Source organism: Paenibacillus wuxiensis (assembly GCF_040195695.1).
GTDB classification, from domain to species: Bacteria; Bacillota; Bacilli; order Paenibacillales; family Paenibacillaceae; genus Paenibacillus_B; species Paenibacillus_B suaedae.
Window position 1 is genome coordinate 1 of sequence record NZ_JBEFZI010000018.1, and the last position, 23,391, is coordinate 23,391.

The 23,391-nt window shown below is 46.4% G+C and carries 21 protein-coding genes and 1 pseudogene; 3 read left to right on the plus strand and 19 right to left on the minus strand.

Features of this window, described 5'->3' with window-relative positions; all coding sequences use genetic code 11:
* From ABN764_RS27870 to ABN764_RS27905, 8 genes and pseudogenes are all read right to left on the minus strand, one after another.
* Positions 1 to 770: pseudogene (locus ABN764_RS27870) on the minus strand (polymorphic toxin-type HINT domain-containing protein); the annotation flags it as partial.
* A gap of 94 nt (positions 771 to 864) precedes the next feature.
* Positions 865 to 2,571: a hypothetical protein gene (locus tag ABN764_RS27875; protein WP_446673746.1), complete on the minus strand. Its 1,707-nt coding sequence runs from the start codon at positions 2,569 to 2,571 to the stop codon at positions 865 to 867.
* Positions 2,572 to 2,776: 205 nt separating this feature from the next.
* Positions 2,777 to 3,037, minus strand: coding sequence for a hypothetical protein (locus ABN764_RS27880; protein ID WP_446673747.1), 261 nt, complete (start codon positions 3,035 to 3,037; stop codon positions 2,777 to 2,779).
* 353 nt (positions 3,038 to 3,390) lie between these two features.
* Complete coding sequence (locus ABN764_RS27885; RefSeq protein WP_446673748.1) at positions 3,391 to 4,308, minus strand: PadR family transcriptional regulator; 918 nt, start codon at positions 4,306 to 4,308, stop codon at positions 3,391 to 3,393.
* 182 nt (positions 4,309 to 4,490) lie between these two features.
* Positions 4,491 to 5,225: a response regulator transcription factor gene (locus tag ABN764_RS27890; RefSeq protein ID WP_021252150.1), complete on the minus strand. Its 735-nt coding sequence runs from the start codon at positions 5,223 to 5,225 to the stop codon at positions 4,491 to 4,493.
* A gap of 149 nt (positions 5,226 to 5,374) precedes the next feature.
* Complete coding sequence (pnpS, locus tag ABN764_RS27895; protein WP_446673749.1) at positions 5,375 to 7,195, minus strand: two-component system histidine kinase PnpS; 1,821 nt, start codon at positions 7,193 to 7,195, stop codon at positions 5,375 to 5,377.
* Positions 7,196 to 7,255: 60 nt separating this feature from the next.
* Positions 7,256 to 8,251, minus strand: coding sequence for a bile acid:sodium symporter family protein (locus ABN764_RS27900; RefSeq protein ID WP_446673750.1), 996 nt, complete (start codon positions 8,249 to 8,251; stop codon positions 7,256 to 7,258).
* A complete protein-coding gene (locus tag ABN764_RS27905; protein ID WP_446673782.1) occupies positions 8,251 to 9,801 on the minus strand; it encodes a fumarate hydratase in 1,551 nt (516 codons plus the stop codon). The genes ABN764_RS27900 and ABN764_RS27905 overlap by 1 nt, the downstream gene beginning before the upstream one ends.
* Before the next feature lie 242 nt (positions 9,802 to 10,043).
* Here ABN764_RS27905 and yfbR point away from each other — a divergent pair, with 242 nt between their 5' ends.
* Both yfbR and ytvI (ABN764_RS27915) read left to right on the plus strand, forming a co-directional pair.
* On the plus strand, positions 10,044 to 10,673 hold the full coding sequence (gene yfbR / locus ABN764_RS27910) for a 5'-deoxynucleotidase (RefSeq protein ID WP_446673751.1): 630 nt from the start codon (positions 10,044 to 10,046) through the stop codon (positions 10,671 to 10,673).
* A gap of 108 nt (positions 10,674 to 10,781) precedes the next feature.
* A complete protein-coding gene (gene ytvI / locus ABN764_RS27915; RefSeq protein WP_446673752.1) occupies positions 10,782 to 11,930 on the plus strand; it encodes a sporulation integral membrane protein YtvI in 1,149 nt (382 codons plus the stop codon).
* 76 nt (positions 11,931 to 12,006) lie between these two features.
* Here the strand turns inward: ytvI (ABN764_RS27915) and ABN764_RS27920 are convergent, their stop codons facing one another.
* The 4 genes from ABN764_RS27920 to citZ form a co-directional block, all read right to left on the minus strand.
* Positions 12,007 to 12,450: a hypothetical protein gene (locus ABN764_RS27920; protein ID WP_090512260.1), complete on the minus strand. Its 444-nt coding sequence runs from the start codon at positions 12,448 to 12,450 to the stop codon at positions 12,007 to 12,009.
* A 158-nt stretch (positions 12,451 to 12,608) separates the two neighbouring features.
* The gene (gene mdh, locus ABN764_RS27925; protein WP_446673753.1) at positions 12,609 to 13,559 is read right to left on the minus strand and encodes a malate dehydrogenase; all 951 of its coding nucleotides are present in this window, start codon (positions 13,557 to 13,559) and stop codon (positions 12,609 to 12,611) included.
* A gap of 14 nt (positions 13,560 to 13,573) precedes the next feature.
* Positions 13,574 to 14,872, minus strand: a complete 1,299-nt coding sequence (gene icd, locus ABN764_RS27930; protein ID WP_021252158.1) for an NADP-dependent isocitrate dehydrogenase — start codon at positions 14,870 to 14,872, stop codon at positions 13,574 to 13,576.
* A gap of 133 nt (positions 14,873 to 15,005) precedes the next feature.
* Complete coding sequence (gene citZ, locus ABN764_RS27935; RefSeq protein WP_072731473.1) at positions 15,006 to 16,118, minus strand: citrate synthase; 1,113 nt, start codon at positions 16,116 to 16,118, stop codon at positions 15,006 to 15,008.
* A gap of 349 nt (positions 16,119 to 16,467) precedes the next feature.
* Between citZ and ytvI (ABN764_RS27940) the strand changes: the two genes are divergently transcribed.
* Positions 16,468 to 17,583 carry a sporulation integral membrane protein YtvI gene (ytvI, locus tag ABN764_RS27940; protein ID WP_021252160.1) on the plus strand — a complete coding sequence of 372 codons (1,116 nt, stop codon included), beginning with the start codon at positions 16,468 to 16,470 and terminating at the stop codon, positions 17,581 to 17,583.
* Positions 17,584 to 17,661: 78 nt separating this feature from the next.
* On the opposite strand, the gene ABN764_RS27945 is transcribed toward ytvI (ABN764_RS27940), so the two are convergent.
* The 7 genes from ABN764_RS27945 to ABN764_RS27975 form a co-directional block, all read right to left on the minus strand.
* Positions 17,662 to 18,054 carry an FxsA family protein gene (locus tag ABN764_RS27945; RefSeq protein ID WP_036590083.1) on the minus strand — a complete coding sequence of 131 codons (393 nt, stop codon included), beginning with the start codon at positions 18,052 to 18,054 and terminating at the stop codon, positions 17,662 to 17,664.
* Positions 18,055 to 18,207: 153 nt separating this feature from the next.
* Positions 18,208 to 18,708, minus strand: coding sequence for an acyl-CoA thioesterase (locus ABN764_RS27950; RefSeq protein ID WP_446673754.1), 501 nt, complete (start codon positions 18,706 to 18,708; stop codon positions 18,208 to 18,210).
* A gap of 122 nt (positions 18,709 to 18,830) precedes the next feature.
* Positions 18,831 to 20,261, minus strand: coding sequence for a pyruvate kinase (gene pyk, locus ABN764_RS27955; RefSeq protein WP_021252163.1), 1,431 nt, complete (start codon positions 20,259 to 20,261; stop codon positions 18,831 to 18,833).
* Between the two features lie 220 nt (positions 20,262 to 20,481).
* Positions 20,482 to 21,447 (minus strand): acetyl-CoA carboxylase carboxyltransferase subunit alpha, encoded by a 966-nt coding sequence (locus ABN764_RS27960; protein ID WP_021252164.1) that lies wholly within the window; start codon positions 21,445 to 21,447, stop codon positions 20,482 to 20,484.
* Positions 21,437 to 22,318: an acetyl-CoA carboxylase, carboxyltransferase subunit beta gene (gene accD, locus ABN764_RS27965; protein WP_021259003.1), complete on the minus strand. Its 882-nt coding sequence runs from the start codon at positions 22,316 to 22,318 to the stop codon at positions 21,437 to 21,439. The genes ABN764_RS27960 and accD overlap by 11 nt, the downstream gene beginning before the upstream one ends.
* Positions 22,319 to 22,455: 137 nt before the next feature.
* Positions 22,456 to 22,644: a hypothetical protein gene (locus ABN764_RS27970; RefSeq protein ID WP_021252166.1), complete on the minus strand. Its 189-nt coding sequence runs from the start codon at positions 22,642 to 22,644 to the stop codon at positions 22,456 to 22,458.
* 169 nt (positions 22,645 to 22,813) lie between these two features.
* The gene (locus ABN764_RS27975) at positions 22,814 to 23,338 is read right to left on the minus strand and encodes a phosphatidylglycerophosphatase A family protein (protein ID WP_044356245.1); all 525 of its coding nucleotides are present in this window, start codon (positions 23,336 to 23,338) and stop codon (positions 22,814 to 22,816) included.
* Between the last annotated feature and the right edge of the window lie 53 nt (positions 23,339 to 23,391).

Genomic DNA, 23,391 nt, shown 5'->3' on the forward strand with positions numbered 1-23,391 from the left:
AGATGAAATCTCTCCTCTTCCTTGGTCTCCCTCGTTCTGTTTCTCCCATACTCGTTCACATAAATATCGTCCTTCGCCAAGTTGCTGTCATAAATTCTCCGCAGCGCAAAATCCATGCCGTTCGGTCCAGGCATTACCATATCCGTTACTTCCACGCGCAAGGAGCCGTCGACAGGCGAGATATGGTCGCTAAAGGATCCGACGGAGTAAGGCGCTTGATCCAACCGGATTGGACGATTGCGGAGCGCTTTCTCATCGTATAGATTATTCCCAAGGAAGGCTAACGAGCGCTTCTCCCATAATCCATACACTTGATCCGTCACCGACGGTTTCCCTTTCCCGTAGACCTGCTCCGTTACGCTGGCTTGATACACAGCCTCCGATACACTTTTCATTTTTTCCTGATGCTCAATTAACGGATCTGGAGCAGGCTTCAAATAAGTGCTGTTCATGAATTGCTCATAGTCTCTTCCCTGCTGCTTGGCTTTTAGACCTTGATAGATTTGATGAAGCTCGTAGCCCTTGAACAGCTCCTCCGTTACCCAATCCCTCGTTACGCCAAAGGTTTCGGTTAGGGAGGTAATCGTAATAAGCTCGTCTGGATTAAAATCCGTGAACGTTGCGTGCGGACCATATACACTGGAGGTTACCGATGGATAGATTTCTTTCACCGATTTCTTAGATGCAATAGCTTCTTCTGCAGAAGCGAAAGGCACGCTTGTAATCAATAGTACACATGCGAGAATAAGTGATAGCCATCTTTTCAACATGATCTCTCCTATCAATTATCTTTCCTTGACATCAATTAGACATCGGTTGAAAAAGCCTTCATCTGATGTATGCTCCGTCTAAACTCACTTCATTTCATTCCATCTCTTCCGGAAGGAACATTTCTACCGGCCCTGAAGGGTTGTAGGTCGGGTTAAATCGTAAATTATGAATTACGATGTTTTCTCCCCATGCCTCGTTGCGAACTATCGGCAATAAACGGACAGAAACCGATATTTCTCTAGTATTTGGTGCAATATCTCCTCGTATAGTAATCACTTGTCTACCATTGCCTAATATATAAGTCTCTTTATACGTTTTTTGGGGAAAACTACCGATTCTCTTAGGAGGCCCAACCTCAACTTCCAATTTTGCATTACTGCTGCTTAGAATCGAAATCTCGCCGTATAAGGCGAATTTCCCTTTCTCAGAACTCGGCTCCAGTGAAATGTCTTGGTAAATTTCAGCCGAAAGATTCCCCCATATTCCAAATGGTACGGATATGTTTTGGCCTCCATCACCACTACTCTTCCCATAAATAGCTCCTACATCCGCTCCACTACTTCTTTTTGCCCAGCCTTGTGCGATATCGCTTTTTCGATCAAACAACGTAAATAACGAGTTCCATAATGCCTGCGGTTCAGTACTATACTCAATTGAAACCTGAGCAATGTAAACATTGTTGATGTTGATGTTGACATTGCTTACTCCACTGTAACGCGCTCCCACGTACACAGTTGCATAGACTGCACCTTTTGGAATATTCCCTCTTAGTGATGCAGTCTGGTCAGTTATACTATCTGATGTTGTATAATTCGTTCCTAGCAATGTCCCCTTCTCATTAAAAAACAAAATTTGAAAATGAGTATTTACATTGCCAAGTCGATGAAATATCCCTCTCAATTGATAATTTCTCGAATCATCAATTAATAGATGCTGTATCAGGTATGATTCTTTACTAGTGCCGTTAGAATTATAAGAGATGACCTGCCTTTTCTTATAGTCACTAGTAGTCATCAAGTTAAACTTAGCAGAACCATTATCCCCTGAGATTTCCCAATAATCTGGAATTGTTCCCTCCGAGACTTGAATTTCTCTGCCCTGAAAATCATGATTCATGAGCAAATTAAAATAATAATCTAAACCATAGGAGACATCGACTCCCTTAATTACTATCGTGCCAGCCGCATTATTGCCAGTTGAATGGATCGCGATTTGCACAATCGCTCTTTCTGCTTTTTGGGGAATACTCTCTCTGAGGCTCATCGTGAAGAAGAAATCTCTCTGCAGCGTGCTTTTTTGGCTCGCATTACCGATAACCTTTCCTGTGTTATCTACAAAATCGACCATCATCACAACCTCTGCATTCTGTAGATGTTCAATCTTTAAGGAAGCTTTCAGATCAAACCCACGGCTGGATTCCTTCGTAATCCACAGTGCTTGCTTGATCCCAATGAAATCTCCAATTGGAATATTGCTCGCTTGAATCTGTTGATGATTTCTTGATCCTATTTTTTGGATGTTAAAGCTCGATGCAGCCTTGTCATCCGTCATATATGACCAGCCTACCGCTTTGCCACCATTGTTTACTTCATGAAAATCTCCGTTTTTCAGCTTATCCTTATATGTCCTCTCTCTTAAACTTTTACTTGTTATGTTTCCATTTTTATCTGCCTGATAGACAATTTCTTTTTCATCTTGCGTGATCACCGTTAAATTCCCATTTCTGTCATAACGATATTCCGCTTGATGAGCACTTACGCTAGTTACGGAAAACGTCAATAATGACAGCACTACGAACATAATTGCACACCTCATGTTTCGCCCTTCCTTTCTAAAATATATGACCGTCCCTGACTTTCAAACAACCGCTCTCCCCCCTTCATTATTCTAGGACTTACAATAATAATATCCTATTTTTCCTTGATTTTACTATTTTAAATTTTGGGGAAACTTTTCTTCGTTTTACATTTGAGTGAATACTCATCTGCCCCGAATAAAAGAAGACTTACTCGGTTAGAATAAGTCTTCTTTTATGGTTATTTAGGAAGACACCCGGAATCTGCGCTTCTTCGCTTGACGAAGTAATCTCCGCTGCTTGCAGGCGATGCTCCGCATGTTCGGATTCCATCAACTCTTGCAGGATCTGAACAGCTCTGCCGAATAGTACGTCCGCTTCGCCCTCCGTGACTTGCAGTTCTTTTCGCTTCAGCGGACGCATGAACATCCAACTGTTCATTGCTTTACGTTCTACACTGGCCTGCTGCATGAGACATTTGCATTCTCATTTGCTCTTACATGCGGCTCACTTAACCCGATCTCCGGTTCCAGGTCCGAATCGTCAAACCACGGCTCACCAATTTCAACCTAAATTTCCCCTAAAGGAATCTCTTCTCATCTACACTTAGACTTCGTTCAATATAAAAAAGCTGTCTCCTATGTAGTGATCCACTACAAGAAAACAGCCTTCGAACATCCTGCTCTTGAGGCGTTGCTTCATCATGTCGTACGATACCAGGTATCGTATATCAGCGAGGCCTCGTCAAAATCGCGACTTACATCCCCGCCATTCTAGGAAATACATATTCGTATCTCCTACATTCCCTAACCGTCGATTCACCGTTACTGAATAAGCCAGCTCTCCGCATCTGCTCGCGTTTCGAAAACCCCGAAATGATTGCTGCGATTGGATTCTCCCACCATTTCCTTAAAGCGGCCTCTATTCAACGATGGATCGGGAATGATGACAGCCGTCTTCACATGGTAGTTCGTAAACTTTTGAATCATTCTTCCCGCTACGCCCGTTCTAAGACTGAAGAACTCCCCCGCAAGAGCTTCCCCGTGTACCAGAAGCAGCTCAACATCATTCTCCTTGCACAAGGCAATCAAATCCACAGCATCCTGCTCCGTACTTAGCGGTGTATCGCTTGCAATCAATTCGATATATGGCTTCGTTTCGTTTTCGACGAGTCTATAGTTCATAGTCATTCTCTCCTTCATTTGTTTTCTTCCCTTAAGCTCCATGCGAATTCCCTGCACCCATTTCAGTTCATTGAGGTAGTTGGACAGTAGATTCTCAGAAATTTTATTCCACAAAAAGGCTTCCCGCTCATTTCGATTCGGCTCTTGGAGTCCACGATTCATTTTTTCTTGCTGATAGACGAGCTGCATGTTGATCCTGTCCTCATACCGATCCAGCAAATCATCTAATTCCTCGTCATCTAGTTGGTCTGCCCATGCCAATTGGATCAGGAATGTATTCTTAAGCTCGGGAAGTTCAGGTTCCTCAAGCACCCATTCTTTTAATCGGAGCATTCCCACATCTGTAATGCTGTAAATTTTTTTGGATGGAGAACTTTCCTGATGCTTGATTTCGTTAGTGACTAGGCCATCATCCAATAGCTGAACAAGCGACTTATAGATTTGATTGTTATTGCCGGACCAATACATCGCTGATGAGTCCTCAAAAATCTTCTTCAATTCATATCCGGAAGCCGGCTTCCAACTCAGAAGCCCCAGAATGGCATATTTGATCGACATCGAAAAACACCTCATTAGGTTACTAATAACATAGGTTAATAATAATCTATATTATTGATAATGTAAATACTGGATGGTTGATTAGATCAACAAAAGAAAAATAGGGCTGCCCCATAATCACATCTGATGTGACGGGACAGCCCTACTATATTAAAGATTCCATATTCTCATTTTCTTGCAACCTAAGATGGAAGCACACCCTGCTTCTTATGAACGACAAGCTTGTAGCCCACGCCACGAATCGAATCAATCTGCACAGATTGTTGATTCATCTCCAGCTTCTTGCGAAGAGAGCTGACATGCACATCTACTGTCCGCTGTCCGCCAATATAGTCAAACCCCCATACGGCATTCATCAGGTCATCTCTTGTTACTACGGTTCCAGGGCGCTGTACTAAATATAACAATACTTCAAATTCCTTAGGCCGCAGTGGAATGAGATCATTATGAAGCGTAACCTCATACTTCTCTGGATAAATCCGCAGATCGCCAAGTGCAATCATCTTGTCATCAGACTCTTCGGACAATGTCAATCCGGTTCCGTCACTCGATGTCCGTCTTAGCACCGCTCCCACTCTTGCCAACAGCTCTGCAACACCGAAAGGCTTCGTAATATAGTCATCAGCACCACACTTCAGACCTTGTACGACCTCTTCCTCCGCATTTCGAGCAGTTAGAACAATCACTGGGGTACGAATCCCTGCCTGTCTTACTCGCGACAATATTTCGAAACCGTTCATTCCCGGAAGCATAATATCTAGAACGATAAGATCAAATTTGCGATGGAGCGCCATCTGCAAGCCCTGAGTCCCATGATCGACAACCGTTGTCTCATACCCTTCCAAAGTCAGGTTGTAGGACAGCAGTCGCGCCAGTGTCGGTTCATCTTCAACTACCAATACTTTAATCTCTGACATAATCTTCCTCCGAAAGTCGAATCGATTATACGTAATCGTCTTTCTTCATCGTTTCTCAACATTATCGTAACATATATCATGTGATGTTGACCAAGCATTTTTTGAAAATGTTGAAAATTAATGAAAGGCAGCCGATCTCATCGCGTGGCCTACTTTACACTATTCGATAGCATCTGAATATCTTGCACGACTGGCAACTCGATCGTGAACGTCGTACCCACCCCAAGTTCACTGTCTACGCGAATTAATCCATGATGAGCATCAACGAGATGCTTCACGATGGACAATCCTAGGCCAGTTCCTCCGGAACTGCGAGACCGTGCCTTATCAACACGATAGAACCGTTCAAATATGCGCGGCAAATCCTTCTTCGGAATACCGATGCCAGTATCGGATATAGTCAGACGAATCCACTCTGCTTCCCCGTTCTCGCTATGTTCAATCGGCATTGCTACAATTTTTACGTGACCGCCTTCTGGCGTGTAATTAATCGCATTCGACAAGAGATTCAGTACAATTTGACGGAAGCGATCCTCGTCAGCCTCCACATACATATCTTGTTCTGTACTCAGAAGAACATCTATTCGCTTCTTGTCAGCTTCCTTCTGGAGCATCTCCACCGTCTTCTCCAAGAACAGATCAACCTGAACCGGGGAATATTGCAGCGGCACCCGCTTCGACTCTATCTTAGACAGCTCCAATATATCGCCGATTAGGCGATTCAACCGCTCACTCTCATCATGGATGATCTGCAGGAACGACGTTGCTATCTCTGGGTCATTTATCGCGCCATTCATTAAGGTCTCCGCGAATCCCTTCACCGCAGCAATCGGTGTCTTCAATTCATGGGACACATTGGCCACGAATTCACTTCTCATTCGTTCAAGACGCCGAATTGTAGATACATCCTGCATGACAAGCAGTACACCTGCCCATTCATTGTCTGTGAAGTAAACGGGCACTACACTCACATCAAGCAGACGTTCTTCTGGATAATACAGTGTAATTTCATCATGATTCGCTACTTTGCGTTCCAGCACCTCTGCAGTCATTTGCTGCATCTCATGTGGCGCTCGAACATCCTCGAAGGTACGTCCGATCCACTCGGTGCTCTTAATGCCCAATATATGCTCCGCCTTGCGATTCAACAGACCAACTTGGCCCTGAGCATCAATCATAACAATGCCATTAATCATATGTTCAAGCACTGCCTGAAGGCGGCTTTCCTTCTCGCGAATTTCCGACATTTGAACCTGCAGACTATCAGCCATCGCATTAATCGCAGATCCAAGCTGCCCGATCTCATCTTTCCCGACAGATTGAGTTCGTGCCCGATAGTCCATCTGCGCGATACGCATCGCGACACGGGTCATATTCTCAATTGGCCGTGTCATGTTATACGCTATTCGATAGCTGACAATAGCTGCGACAAGGAACAATATAGCGAGCCCTATCGACAGATAAGCCCACAACTCTCGTACACTGCTCTCTACATCTGCCAGACTCATCGCTAAGCGTACGTAGCCATCGAAGTCTGGAGTATGAACAGGACTAGCAACATACAGCATATTTTGCCGAAGGGTATCGCTATAGCGAATTTTGGAGCCTAGTCCATCCTTCTTCGCAGCAGCGATCTCCTCTCTGTTCAAGTGATTATCCAACTCAGCTACTGGACGGTCAGAATCTCCGACAACGGTTCCATCTTTCAGTATGAACGTAACCCTTGCATCAGCACTATCATGAAGCTTGCGAGCCCAGTCTGTGTAGTAGCTGGCAAGCTCTTCGAAGCGGTTTCCCTGCTTCCAGACCAAGGTCTGTTCGATGAGCATAATTTCCCGGGACATATTTTGCTCAAGCTGCCGAATATGACTCGTCTTGAATGTAGATGCCATATAAATGCCCGCTGTTAGCACTGAAATACCGATAAGCAAGACAAACACAAAGGTCAACCTTGTGCGAAAACGTGACATGGTTCTACTCCTTCTCTCTGCTTCAATTCATTGTTGTTACTGTCTACGTATTAATCCTACTTATCCCTTTTCCGTTTGACCAGCAGAAATTTTATTAATCTTTTGTAAAATTGCGTGATACACGGTGGCAGCTGGCTGCTGAATTAATATGGCGAGTACAACAGCAACGGCTGTTTCCGGCCCGAAGTACCTCATCGCTAGCACTAGACCAAGAGAGATATTGCGCATCCCTGAAGCGAAGCCCAATGTCCCCTGGATTGCTGTGCCGATGCGCTTGAACATAAAGCTCAATCCCCAGCCTAGTGCATAACAGACGGCAACGAGCAGCAGCACGACGAAGAACAGCCCTATCGCCTCACTCCCCCAGGCCCGCACATAGGGGCCAATCGCTGCTGCATTCAAGAGTACAACACCAACAAATGCAGCCTTCGATGCAGGCAGAAGCACGGGCGCAGCAGATGCCTTGGCCTTGCCTCCTGTCCATTCATATATGCAAATGCCTGCTGCGGTTGGAACCACAATAATCCACAGCAAATCAAGCAGCATTGCCCATACATCAAATGCAATGGTAGCCCCGAACATCGCAGACAGCGATGCGGGAACAACGATGGGGCTAAGCAGTGAGTCCATGACCACTAGAGCCAACATCAGAGGGACAGATTCTCTCGCCATCTCCACCCACAGCACAGAAGATATCCCTAACGGGATAATCGTGAACAGAACGAGTCCAGCCGTATAAGATGATCCTCCACCGAACAGAAGCGTGCCTATCCCATAGGCTGCGATCGGTGAGATGATATGCGTCAGAATGAATACGGCCGCGAATAGAACCGGCTGCCGAAAGGCTCCCATCACATCACGGCGTCCACATCCTAGCCCCATAACGAAAGTAACAAGTCCGAACATCCACGGTACGTAGGGCACGAACGGAAGCAACGGCTCACTACAAAGAACCCCCAGCACCAAGCAGCTGGGGATAAGCAAGTACATATACTGTTCGAACCAATCGTTCACGATCAGACCGACATTACGATCGAACTTTATTTTTCGATTCATTAGAATACCGGAGCCTTGAACTGAGACAGCTTCTCAAGCGAACTCCGATCCACATCTGCATGCAAGCTGTTCCCATGGGCATCCATCGTAACAATTGCTGCAAATCCTTCTACGTCCAAATGCCACATCGCTTCTGGAATACCAAATTCCATATAGTCAACGCCATTTACACGCTTGATGCACTCTGCATAATACTGCGCAGCACCGCCAATTGCATTCAAGTACACCCCGCCATGCTCCTGCAATGCAGCCAGAGTCTTCGCTCCCATCCCGCCTTTGCCGATAACAGCACGGATGCCGAATTTCTTCATAATATCACCTTGGTAAGGCTCTTCGCGAATACTCGTCGTCGGACCAGCAGCCTTGACATGCCAGCCTTCCTCATCCTTCAGCATGACAGGGCCGCAGTGGTAGATAACTGCCCCATTCAAATCAACCGGAGCATCATGATCCATCAAGTACTTATGAAGGGCGTCACGGCCAGTGTGCATCTCCCCATTTATAATGACAACATCGCCCACACGCAAGGAACGAATCGCTTCCTCCGTAATTGGAGTTGTCAGCACGACTTGACGACTCTCTCCTTGCTCAGAAGCAGCTGCGACTTGTCCAGAGTTCTCTGATTTCTGTGAAGCTGCCATAGCTACCTCTGTTCCACGCTCATATATCCATTCGCGGATAGCTCCCGAATCGCTGTCGATAATTACGCCCTGACGACGGAATGCCCAGCAGTTGTACGCAACAGATACGAAGAAGCTTGCTGGAAGACGGTTCATCACGCCAATTTTACATCCGAGCAGGGTGACCTCACCGCCGAAGCCCATCGTTCCAATCCCGAGTTCGTTAGCTTTCTCCATAATATATTGCTCCAGCTGTGCCAAATCAGAATGAGGATTCACATCATCTGCCTTACGGAACAGTTGATGCTTCGCAAGCTCGTATCCAGTCGTTCGGTCGCCACCGATGCCAACACCGATGAAGCCTGCACTGCAGCCCTGCCCTTGAGCCTGATAGACAGCATGCAGGATACACTTGCGAATGCCGTCCAGATCACGGCCTGCCTTGCCGAGCCCTTCCAATTCCGCAGGGAGGCTGTATTGAATGTTCTTATTCTCACATCCGCCACCCTTGAGTATCAGCTTCACTTCAATATCTTCACGTTCCCATTGCTCGAAGTGGATGACCGGCGTGCCCGGTCCTAAGTTATCTCCGCTGTTCGCTCCTGTTAAGGAATCAACTGAATTCGTACGAAGCTTGCCCTCTTTCGTTGCGCGGCTAATCGCTTCGCGAATGTCTTTCTTCATTTGGATTTGATTCGCTCCAATGGGTGTATGTACAATAAAGGTTGGCATGCCTGTGTCCTGACATATCGGCGACACATTTTTCTCAGCCATGGTGATATTCCGAGCGATTGTGCTCAAGGACAAGCCGGAACGCGTTGCAGCATCCTCTTGTGCCTGTGCCTCTTGAATCGCGCGCCGTACATCCCCTGGCAAATTTGTAGACGTTTCTACAATTAAATCGTACACACTCTGCAAAAATGATGTCATCATGAACTTGCTCCTCTCATCTCTAATCATCCCGGGAAATGAGTGTTCTTGATGCAGATCTCGGAAGCAACGGGAAGTAGTCTTTGTTACAATTTCGTCAAATGAGTTCCAATGCTATTATAATATCACAAGGCGTGCACCTAATCGAAGCATTTTCCACGCCTATCTCCTGCGACAATCCGAAGTCAACTGATTGCTGCAATTGTAGAGCGTCTAGATATCCCCCTGAAAGGAAGGAACCTATGAGTACAACTGAGAATTCAACAACCAAACCCCATCATTTTCTCGCCTATATGTACCGGCTCAAGCATATCGAACGCTGGAGTCTCATGCGAAATACAGACAAAGAGAATGTTGCGGAGCATACCTTCCATGTTGCCATGACTACCCATATGCTGTGCACGATTGCTAATGAGGTGTTCCATAAACAAGTAGACACCGGGCAAGCTGTAGCATTGGCCTTATTTCATGATGCTACCGAAGTATTTACAGGCGACATTCCTACTCCTGTCAAGCACCACAACAGCCGACTGCTGAACAATTTCCGTGAAATTGAACAGTTGGCCGCTGAACGCTTAGTCGGCATGATTCCTCCCGAACTGCAAAGCATCTACACGCCCCTCATAGATCCGCAAGGAGATCATGAGTTGCGGATCTATGTGAAGGCAGCCGATCTACTGGATGCCTACGTTAAATGCATCAGTGAGCTAGCTGCTGGCAATCGCGAGTTCGAAGTCGCCAAGCGCCAGACGGAACAGAAGCTGAAGCAGCTGAATATGCCAGAGGTACAATATTTCCTGACTACGCTCGCTCCGAGCTTCAACATGACTTTGGATGAAATATCTCTATCGGATGAAGAAGAGCATACCTAATAGCTGATGTCATAGACACATATGTGAAGTCGAGTATGAATTCATGTGTTTGTTACAATAATGGAAATACCAACACCACAGATTGATTTCATAGAAAGGAAGTCATGAATGCCTATTTTTAATCCTACTCTCGTTCACCGCATCTTCCGAGCAACATGGGTGCTATTGATCATTGCTGCGTTTACAGCGGTATTCTATTTCGGTTTTTCGATCATTTGCCCGTTTCTGATTGCCTGGCTGCTTGCTTACATGATGAATCCAATCGTTCGTTTTTTGGAGAAGCGTTGGAAGTTCCGCCGTGGATTCGCCGTGATGACGGCCCTACTGCTCTTCTCAGCCATCATCGCAGGAATTCTGTACCTATTCACGACGAAGATCATTTCCGAATCATGGCATATTATGGGGATCGTACAGAATCAGATTGTGGAATGGAGAATACAGGCTGAAGCCTATTTCTATTCTGCAGAGTTCCAGCATTTTCTCACCGACATGAATGATACATTCAATTTTGCAGATTTGAAATCATCGCTGTCAAAATACACAGGAACGATTGCTAGCGGAGGCACGTTAATTGTCACCTACTTGTTTCATTTCTTGAAAGCTACCGTCTTATTCCTGCCTAAGCTTGCGGTCATCACAGTCATTGTCTTGGTAGCTACATTCTTAATCAGCAAACAGTGGAATACGATTTCATCCAAAAGCAACACACTCATTCCTGAACGGGTACGCCGCTCTCTTGGCGTCGTGACAAGTGATTTGCAGAACGCCGTGTTCGGATATATTAAGGGCCATATTATTCTCTCCAGTATTACCGCATTTGTCTTCTTTCTTGGCTTGCTTGTACTCGGAGTAGAATATGCATTCACCATCGCCCTTATTGGCGGCATTGTAGACCTGATCCCATTAGTCGGCATCCCTGCTATCGTTGTGCCATGGGCTGTATTCGCCTATGTTGAAGGAAATGTATTTTTAGGAACAGGACTGCTCATTATGTGGCCTATTATTCTCGTTACTCGGCACGCCTTTGAACCGAAAGTATACGGGGACAGCATTGGACTGAATCCGCTTCTGCTTCTCATTTTTCTTTATGGTGGTTTGAAGCTGTTTGGCGTACCCGGCATCATTATTGGTATCCTCGCCCTCGTCGTGCTTACTGCGTTGCAGAAAGCTCATGTGTTCCGGGATGTATGGCGCTATATTATGACCGGCTCCTTTTTCAGTAAAGAAGACGATCAGGCTGTATCACTCATCGATTAGTTTAGAATCTTAGACCAACCATAGCGACATTCAAAAAAATCGCCCGGCTAGACGTAAGTCTGACCGGGCGATTCTATTATCCTGCCGTTACCGTAATGAACTTATAGCTATAAACCATCAGAAGCACGATGACGATGAACAATACGAAGATAAGCGTACTGAAAGTGCGAACCTTGCCTGTAGCTGCTGCATCCGCTTTACCGTTTTTTGCGGACTGCACCGCAAGCTTAATTTGCTTGCCCATGATGCCACTAAATGCAGCAATCGCTAGGAAGACAACCGTTGTCAATACCATCCAGAGCACACTGTACTTCGCTTGGCTCATGAGATAACCGCCTGTAATGAACTGAACGATTAAGAAATACTGTCCCAGACGATTCGCCGTTCCCACGCCCACGAGCAGCCCCTCTTGTCCTGCTGTAGACAGCTTGTTTAATTTCCCTACGATAAATGGAACAATGGCATAGAACCCCATTGCTACTGCACCTAAAATGTGCAAAAGACTAAAGGCACTGTACATGAAATACATTCCCTCCATAGACATGATATGGTTCAATCTTCGTTCCATTATACTAAAATTTACTTACTAACACAAAGAAAGACACCGAAATATTCGATGTCTTTCTTGATATTTCTATGAGATTTGTCACAATGTTCATAAATAATGGAATCATTGCATTATACACGTTCTCCAGCGACCACTTGAATAACGTTGCGGACGGATTCGGCCGACTTATCCAGTGCAGCCTTCTCTTCTGGCGTCAGGTCGATCTCGATCACTTTCTCTATACCATCTCCACCGAGTACAGCCAGTACGCCCATAAATAACGCGTCATAACCGTATTCACCTTCGAGGTATGCGATGACCGGGAGAATCCGTTTTTTGTCTTTCAAAATGGCTTCTGCCATTTGCACGATGGAAGCAGCTGGTGCGTAGTAAGCACTTCCGTTGCCAAGCAAATTGACAATCTCACCGCCGCCTACACGTGTACGCTGTACGATTTCCGCAATGCGTTCTTGTGGAATGAGGCTCTCAATCGGTACTCCGCCTGCGCTCGTATAACGAACGAGCGGCACCATATCATCCCCATGTCCTCCAAGCACGACGCCGCGCACATCTTCAACGGATACGTTCAACTCTGCTGCAATGAATGTGCAGTAGCGAGCGGTATCCAGAACGCCGGATTGGCCGATTACGCGATTTTTAGGGAATCCAAGTGCTTCAAAAGCAGCAAATGTCATTGCATCTACCGGATTACTCAAAATAATCACGTAGGCATTCGGGCAATAAGCTTTCACATTCTCACATACCGACTTCACAATGCTCGCGTTCGTAGTCACCAAATCATCACGGCTCATACCAGGCTTGCGAGCTATCCCTGCTGTAATGATGACGATATCGGAATCTTGCGTGTCTTCATAGTTCGATGTTCCTGTAATTCGGCTGTCAAAGCCTTGAACCGGGCCAGCCTCCAACATATCAAGCGCCTTGCCCTTCGTCGGATTCTCCAACTGAGGAATATCTACTAATACAACATCTCCAAGTTCTTTCTGAGCCAACATAAGAGCAGTTGTCGCTCCAGTGAAACCAGCACCAACGACTGTGATCTTGTTGCGTCGAATAGCCATTCGGATTCGACCTCCTAGTTCAAATGATTGATGATGTGGTCAGCAAACTCCGAGCATTTTACTTCTGTCGCGTTTTCCATCAGACGCGCGAAATCATAAGTGACAGTCTTGCTGTTAATGGCGTTTGCCATGCCTTTATAGATGAGGTCTGCAGCTTCCTGCCAGCCAAGATGCTCAAGCATCATAACACCAGACAGAATAACAGAACCTGGGTTTACTACGTCTTTATCTGCATATTTCGGAGCAGTTCCGTGCGTTGCTTCGAAGATCGCATGTCCTGTCACATAGTTGATGTTCGCTCCAGGTGCGATGCCGATGCCGCCAACTTGAGCAGCCAATGCATCAGACAAATAGTCGCCGTTCAAGTTCAATGTCGCGATGACATCGAATTCCTTCGGACGAGTCAATACTTGCTGCAATGCGATATCTGCAATTGCATCCTTAATGATGACCTTGCCAGCCGCTTCAGCTTCTGCTTGCGCCTTGTTAGCCGCTTCCGTGCCTTCAGCCTCTTTGATGCGGTCATATTGTCCCCAAGTGAATGTGTGCTCTGCGAATTCTTGCTCCGCCACTTCATAGCCCCAGTTCTTGAACGCACCCTCGGTGAACTTCATAATGTTCCCCTTGTGTACGATCGTCACGCTCTTGCGGTTATGCTTGATCGCATATTCGATCGCAGCACGTACAAGACGCTTGGAGCCATCGGAGGATACAGGCTTAATGCCGATACCTGATGTCTCAGGGAAGCGGATCTTCTTCACTCCCATTTCTTCTTGGAGGAATTGAATCACTTTCTTCACGTCTTCCGATCCGGAAGCATACTCGATGCCAGCGTAGATGTCTTCCGTATTCTCACGGAAAATAACCATATCAACCAGCTCAGGATGCTTAACAGGAGAAGGAACACCATCGAAATAACGTACTGGACGCAAGCACACGTACAGATCAAGCTCTTGGCGAAGTGCAACGTTCAGAGAGCGAATGCCGCCGCCGATTGGCGTCGTCAATGGACCTTTAATCGCTACAATGTACTCGCGAATGGCTTCCAGCGTATCATTCGGCAGCCATTCACCGTATTCATTGAATGCCTTCTCGCCAGCGAATACTTCATACCATGCAAGTTTGCGTTCGCCGTTGTATGCCTTCTCAACAGCTGCATCCAATACACGCTTGGATGCGCGCCAAATATCACGACCTGTGCCATCCCCTTCAATGAACGGGATAATTGGATGAACAGGAACTTGAAGCTTGCCATCCTCAATCTTAATTTTCTCGCCTTCGGTTGGTGGTGCAAATTTGTCCAATTGAATCACAGATGTTCCTCCTTCAATTTCATTGTCACACAAACAGCTAACGGGAGCTACTCTTCTATTGTAGCAACCCGTCAATTTGTAAGACAACCTATGTTTTCAAAAACTTCTACATTTATCTCAATTGAGTTGATAATTACCGTTCTTGAATCGGGATAAATAACTGACTGGATGGGCCTGTATACTCTGCACGCGGGCGAATGATACGGTTATTGTCCAACTGCTCCAAAATGTGCGCTGTCCAGCCGGATACGCGGCTGATTGCAAAGATTGGCGTGAACAAGTCTCTCGGAATGCCCAGCATGGTATAGACAGATGCTGAATAGAAGTCAACGTTCGGCTTCAGTCCCTTCTGTCCAGTAACGAGAGACTCAATGCGTGTCGACATATCATACAGCTTCATATCTTGACACGCTTCTCCAAGCTCACGGGACATCTTCTGCAGATGCTTCGCCCGAGGATCCCCGTTCTTATACACACGGTGTCCGAAGCCCATAATCTTCTCCTTGTTGTCAAGCTTGGACTGAATATAATCATCAACACGATCAAGGTCAGCAATCTCCTCCAGCATCACCATAACCGCTTCATTGGCTCCCCCATGCAGCGGCCCCTTCAGCGCGCCGATTGCCGATACAACACCGGAGTACATATCCGACAAGGTGGCAACCGTAACCCGGGCAGCGAATGTAGAGGCGTTCAGTTCATGATCCGCATGAAGGACAAGCGCCTTGTCCATAGCAGATACAGCGCTATCGGAAGGCTCCTCGCCAGTTAACATATATAGGAAATTATAAGCGATGGAATGACCCGGTTTCGGAGAAATCGGCTCCTTCCCTGCACGAACGCGTGCAAAAGCCGCGACCACAGTTGGTAGCTGTGCTTGCAGCGCAATGGCTTTATGTACATTAGCGTCATGCCCCGTGTCATTCGCTTGCTCATCATACAGAGCCAATGCAGAAATCGCAGTTCGGAGAACAGCCATCGTATTCGCGTCTGACGGATACAATTTCATTTGTTCAACAACGGCTGAAGGAATTGCAGCGCTCTTCTCCAGACGAGTGCGTAACTCCGAAAGTTCCTCTTGATTTGGCAGCTTGCCGAACCACAATAAATGAACAACTTCTTCGAATGTCGTATGATCGGCCAAATCGTCGATATTATAACCGCGGTATGTTAGCACACCATCGATGATTGAGCTAATAGAAGAAGTCGTTGCAACTATGCCTTCCAAACCTTTCGTTGCTGTCATCTGCCCTCTCTCCTTTGCATATGTAACCTAATACCATCCCATCTTTCTTTTCCCTGTGTTATCTCGATGTGTTTCGAAGTATTCCGCCCCGGAAAAAAAGGCAAGTTTTTCTATTAAGATGATAATGGATAATGTCGGAAATGTGAACGGTTTCAGTTGAAAAATATGGATAGAAATGCTTTATCAGAGGTATAAACGTTTTTTAAACTCCTTGAAATCATTGAGGATAAAAAGAAAAAATCAAGGAAATTGGGTATGGCGCATAGCATATAGAGAGGGTCGTCCTCCCAGATCGGACGTGCTGGGAAACCGAGGATTTACAGTAGGATTCATGGAGGTGATTGAGATCATGGAGCAGCACATCATCAAGCGTATTCTTCGCGGAGGGTGGGTATTGACCGTTGGTATACTTATACTCTTATCCTGCTATCTATTAGTCCCCCTGCTCTATCCGTTTCTCATTGCCTGGCTGATCGCTCTAATGCTCAATCCCGTTGTTGAGTGGATGTCAGAACAGTTCCGCATGCCGCGCTGGCTAAGTGTTACGATATGCTTGACCCTGTTCATTACGTCGATGCTAACGGTTGCGGCAGCGGTAGTTACGCGTGTGGTGAGAGAGGTTTATAATCTGTCTAATTCTATGGATCATTTTCTCCGTCTATGGAGGGAATTCTTTATTCAGCTGTTCGAAAATGATAAGGTTCGCACATTTCTTGAAACGCTTGGCTCCTTATACAAAGATAATCCAAATCTTCAAGGCTCGATCAACAGTAACTTATCGAGCACTGCAGAAAAGATAACGACAGTGATCACCAACTTCATCACCTCTTTTCTGGATGCGATCGTCCGTCTCTTGTCCAGTCTTCCAAATGTGGCATCCATCTCAATCATCATTCTCTTATCCGCCTTCTTCATAAGCAAGGACTGGTCGCGTTGGATGGGCATCCCTGCACGTGCCATGCCTGCCTCCATTAATCAATCCATGCGTACGATCTGGGGCGATCTGAAGCAGGCCCTATTCGGTTACTTGCGAGCCCAGTTATTTCTGATTTCCATTACGATGTTCATCATTACAACAGGACTCATTGTTCTGCGCGTGGATTATGCAATCACCATAGGCCTTCTCGTCGGCATTATCGATTTGCTGCCGTACCTTGGTGTCGGTGCTGTCATGATTCCATGGATTGTATACTGCTTTGCCGTTGACCAAGGTTCGCTTGGCATCGGCTTACTTATCGTATATGCCATCGTCCTGCTCACGAGGCAGATTATGGAGCCGAAGGTACTGGCGTCAACAGTCGGTCTTGATCCGCTCCTCATGCTAATTGCCATGTTCGTCGGCATGCAGTTGTTCGGCTTCCTCGGACTTATTGTCGGTCCCGTTTCCCTCGTTCTGCTGTCTGCCATGAAGCGAGCAAATGTCTTTCTGGATTTACAGACGTATATTATCAGCGGCAGAAAATAAAAAACGCACTGTTCAAATGTACACAAAAACGCCCGCCACATGGTTCTTCACCATTCAGCGGGCGTGTATATTTCAAGTTTAGAAACGGCGGAAATAAATAAAATTTCCGTCCTTCATCTTTTTCTCCAACCACTTAAGCAGATAGTGCCGATAGATCGGTCTAGTCAGCGGAAATACAAGTGTGAAGCCAATAATATCCGTAAAGAATCCCGGTGTAAGCAGTAAGATTCCTCCTGCAAGAATACATAGGCCTTCTACCGCAGAACGTCCTGGAATTTGCCCTGCCTGCATCTGCTTCTGAGCTTCTGCCAACACTTGATTCCCTTCGTAGCGCGCAATTACTGCTCCGATAACCCCGGTAAGCAATATCAACAGGAACGTATTCCAGCCCCCTACCCAGTTGCTCATCAGTACGAAACCGTACACTTCCAGTGCAGGAATTAATGTCAGAGTAATGAGTACCCATACCATCGGATTCAAGAACCATTCCCTCCCTTGCATAATGACTTATGCATTGCATCTTGCATTACAATCATGCAACTCTCATGGATGACATTCTAAGTAGAATCATTCCCATCCATCTCTTGAAATGGAGAAATCAACATCCTTCATACTGAAGATGAATTAAGAGGTCGGGCGCATTCGCTCCAGCAATGACCATACATCTTCCGCTTCCCGCTCAAGACGAATAGGCCGCCAATCCGCATTCAGCCAAGCAAGAGTAGTTGTTCCTTCCACGAGCAGCTTTCCGGATGACTTAGAGACCCAGCCTGCTTCAGGCAGGCCTGTGTCTGTACCGCCCTCTATCCTGCATACTTGTGACTCAAATGTCAACCGGAGAGGCGACAGCTGCATCAAGCGAGTATATACCATCACTCGATCATCATAGTATGCGGGACGCTTGAACCTCACCTGCAAATCGACCACAGGGAGCAGCAGCCCTCTTGCTTCAAGATCCCGATAGTTCATACCGAGAGCTCGAATCCATTCCGTTCTTCCGACTTCGAACCACGTCACATAGTTGCCATGGAATACGACATTCATTCGATCTGTCTCTTGATAGCGAACACGCAGCGGATAACCAAACCATACCGATTGATCTTCTTCCCTAACGTCATGATACATCTTCATTCCTCCTCCATTGTAGCGCATTCGAGGGTACGTTCACAAATACAGCAAGAGCAATGGTTCAACCATTGCTCTTGTCTGGTATTGCTTCTATATTCAATTGGATAGGCCTATTCTTATTAGCAACGGCCTTGTCCGATTTGGCTTACTTTAACAAGGTTTGTAGAACCTGCACAGCTTGTAGGAACACCAGCTGTGATCACAACCAAGTCGCCTTCTGCAACGATGCCTGTCTTCACGCCGCCTGCAACAGCAACGTCGAACATTTCGTCTGTAGAAGTAGCTTGATCGACTTTAACTGGAGTAACACCCCAAGTCAAGGACAAACCACGCATTACTTGCTCAGAAGGAGTCACAGCGATGATTGGAGCTTTCGGACGGTATTTGGATACCATACGCGCTGTGTAGCCTGTTTGTGTAGAGCTGATGATTGCCTTTGCATCCAGATCAAGAGCTGTGTTAGCAACTGCTTGGCTGATTGCATCAGTAACTGTAGCTTGCTGTCTCGAGCTTTGTTTTACCAAGATTTCACGGTATTCAAGCGCAGATTCAGCTTTTTCAGCGATACGGGACATTGTCAATACGGATTCAACTGGGTATTTACCAGCAGCTGTTTCACCGGACAACATGATTGCATCCGTACCGTCGAAGATTGCGTTTGCTACGTCACTTGCTTCCGCACGTGTAGGACGTGGGTTGCGTTGCATGGAATCAAGCATTTGTGTAGCTGTGATAACTGGCTTGCCAGCCAAGTTGCACTTCTCGATCATACGCTTCTGAACGAGTGGAACTTCTTCAGCTGGAATTTCAACGCCAAGGTCACCACGAGCAACCATCAAGCCGTCAGACGCTTCCAGGATTGCATCCAGGTTGTCTACGCCTTCTTGGTTTTCGATTTTGGAAATGATTTGGATATGAGTTGCATTGTGCTTCTCAAGCAATTCACGAATTTCCAAAACGTCTTGCTCTTTACGGACGAACGAAGCAGCGATGAAATCAACGCCTTGCTCGATACCGAAGCGGATGTCGTTCGCGTCTTTTTCTGTAATACCTGGCAAGGAAATTTTCACACCAGGAACGTTAACGCCTTTTTTGCTCTTGATTGTGCCGCCGTTAACGATTTTACATTTGATTTCTGTACCTTGAATCTCAACAACCGTCAAACCAACGAGGCCGTCATCGATCAAGATTGTGGAACCGACTTCAACGTCACGAGGCAAGTTCTCGTAAGTTACGGAGATGCGGTCTTTATCGCCAAGGATTTCTTCTGTTGTCAATGTGATGAACTCGTCTTCAACGAGGTCAACGGAGTCAACAGCAAGCTTACCTGTACGAATTTCAGGGCCTTTCGTATCAAGGAGAATTGCAACCGTTTTGTTCAACTCTTGGGATGCTTGACGAATGTTTTTGATTCGGTTGCCATGCTCTTCAAAATCACCATGTGAAAAATTGAGACGAGCAACGTTCATGCCAGCCATGATCAATTTTTTAGTGTTCTCTAAAGATTCGCTGGAAGGACCGATAGTACAGACGATTTTTGTTTTACGCATATGGGCTTCCTCCAATTATGTGTGTCTCTCTGTATCTCTATATTGTATTGCTAAAAACAAGGCTCTCAACTATCTAATTTACTATACTCAATAAAATTTGTATATGAAGATAATCATATTTATAAGTTTTACCAGTGAACGATGTTTTAAGTCAATTGACTCATGAAAACCGTGTCATCCCAGTCAGGACGCGGGATTAAGGACACAGACGCCACTGAACTTATCCGTGCTGCAGAATGCCGAACTCGCCAATATTGCGAAATTTGTCATATCTATCTTCGCGAAGCTGCTCTGGGGACATCCCCATCAGCTCGGTCAGATGACGCCAGAGCGCATCTTTCATGTTGGCGGAGGCCGCTTCAACATCCTTATGCGCACCGCCTTGAGGCTCTGGAATGATCTCCTCGATAACATTGAGTTCCTTCAGGTCAGAAGCTGTAATCTTCATCGCTTCTGCTGCTTGGTCGGCTTTGGACGCATCCTTCCAGAGGATAGATGCAGCACCGTTCGGGGAAATGCATGAATAGATTGCATTCTCCAACATAAGAACTCGGTTGCCTACGCCGAGCGCGAGCGCGCCGCCGCTTCCACCTTCACCGATGACGACGCAAATAATTGGCACGCCGAACATGGCCATATCCCGCAAATTGCGTGCAATAGCTTCCGATTGTCCTCGTTCCTCAGCTGTATTGCCTGGATATGCACCCTTCGTATCGATGAATGTAATGATCGGACGACCGAACTTGTCCGCTTGATGCATGAGCCTAAGTGCCTTACGAAAGCCTTCTGGATGCGGGCTGCCGAAGAATCTTGCAATGTTGTCCTTAGTATCCTTGCCCCGCTGATGTCCGATTACCGTTACCGGCACCCCGTTCAGTCGCGCCAATCCGCCCACAATAGCAAGATCGTTGCCGAACAGTCGGTCACCATGAAGCTCAATGAAATCAGTGAATATATGCTGGACAAAATCCAGTGTGGTTGGTCGCTGTTGGTGTCTCGCCAAGTGCATTTTCTGCGATGGGGAGATGCTAGCATAGATCTCTGCCGCTAACTTGGCGTAACGCTCCTCCAACCGGGCGATTTCTTCAGTAAAGTCAATTTGCTTCTCGTCGCCGAACCGTTTTAATTCAGCAATCTTCTGCTTCAACTCCACCAAAGGTTGCTCGAACGGAAGTTCATTCGCCATGAGCTACATCCCCTTTCACCGTATGCAGATCGATAAGTTTCGCCAACGTGGACTTCATGTCCTTGCGCTGCACGACCAGATCAATTTGTCCATGCTTCTGATTGAATTCAGCCGTTTGGAATTCTTCCGGAAGCTTCTGACGAATCGTCTGCTCGATTACGAGACGGCCAGCAAAGCCTACTCTTGCCCCAGGCTCAGCTATAATGATGTCGCCAAGCATAGCGAAGCTTGCAGACACTCCACCCATAGTCGGATCCGTGAATACCGAAATATAGAACCCGCCTGCTTCATGGAATTTCCCAAGCGCTGCACTTGTCTTGGCCATCTGCATCAGACTCAAGATGCTCTCCTGCATTCTTGCGCCGCCAGATGTAGAGAAGATGACTAACGGATATTGTTTCTGCATAGCAGTTTCAATAGCTCGTGTAATTTTTTCTCCTGTTGCCGAACCCATGCTGCCAGTGAAGAAATCGAAGCTCATCACAGCTACGACAACCGGAAATCCTCCAATTGTCCCCTCGCCCGTAATAACAGCTTCATCCATGCCGGATTTCGCTCTTTGCTGTTCCAGCTTGTCCTTATATTCTGGAAAAGCAAGCGGATCTGCGGATACGATATCCGCATCATATTCAAAAAATCGGCCTTCATCCAAAGTCATCTCAATGCGCTCCCTTGCATTCAAGCGCATATGATGCCCGCATTGCGTACATACCTTCAGGTTTTTCTCCAGCTCTTTATGATATTGAATCGAGCCACATTTTGGACATTTATTCATCAAACCTTCGGGTATTTCGCGTTTGGGACGGTCATCGTGTACAGATCCGGACGGCACCGTTGCGTACTTTTTCTTTTGAAATAAGTCTTTAAACACCCGATACACCTCTTTAGGCGTGATTTCTCCAGTTGAAATACAGGACATCATCCTATTGCTTCATACTAGAGATTGTCCTAACCATAGACAACAAAAATCGGCTGTTTGAACGATAACATCGTCATTCATCAGCCGCATCATGCATGCAAGATCGAATTAAGCACTTCCTGAACCTCTTCAACTTCTCCGGAAGGCACTAGAATTTCAAACTGTTGTTTAGACAGATGGATTGGACGGATCTGAATAAGGAATCCTTCCTCGGTCAGCTTGCGCTGAATCTTATCTGCTAAATTGGCAGTCGGTGCGATGTAGATAACAGTCCACACGCGCGATTGACCCCCCTAACGTTCCAGAAACGGCTCATATAATGCCATTATGATATCATAATTGTCAATTTCATCGCAACAAATTCCAACAGACTTGCTGCAATGCACTGCCCAATAAGCAATGATGAACCAGCGCCAGGCCTTATCATATCTCGGCTATTCGTATTCTTTAAGAATTTGCATTCATATCATCAAGCTTGCAGGCTCCACCCTCGCCATACTGCTGAGCACGCTTGTCGTGATGGGCAATTCTAGCTGACGCAGCAGCAGCTAATCCAGCTACAATATCATCTAGAAAAACATGAATTCGCGTACGATCCGAATTGAGCTGATGAATGATGCCAAGCTTGGCCTTATCCAAGTATCCGAAGCTCGTGAGGCCAATCATTCCATATACACTCGTAATGCCAAGTGCAAGTGTCTCATCAACACCATACAAGGATTCATCCGTCTCCATAATCGCTTGAAGCGGCTCCGGCAGCAGCTTCTGCTCGGCAAGCAAATCCAATGCAATGCCTGTAATGAGCGTGTATTGAACTTCGCGCTTGCGTGTTACGGCTCGTACGCTGTCCAGACAATCCTCCAGCGTCAACGCTGCATTGTATGGCTGCTGAAGATGGAGCACAATCTCCGCGATGGATTCAAGTGATACGCCGCGCTTAACAAGCCATTGTTCCGCCATATTGAATGTCATGGCGTCCCCTCCCTTCGCCCCTTCAACTTTACCTACCCGTGAATAGGGCGTAT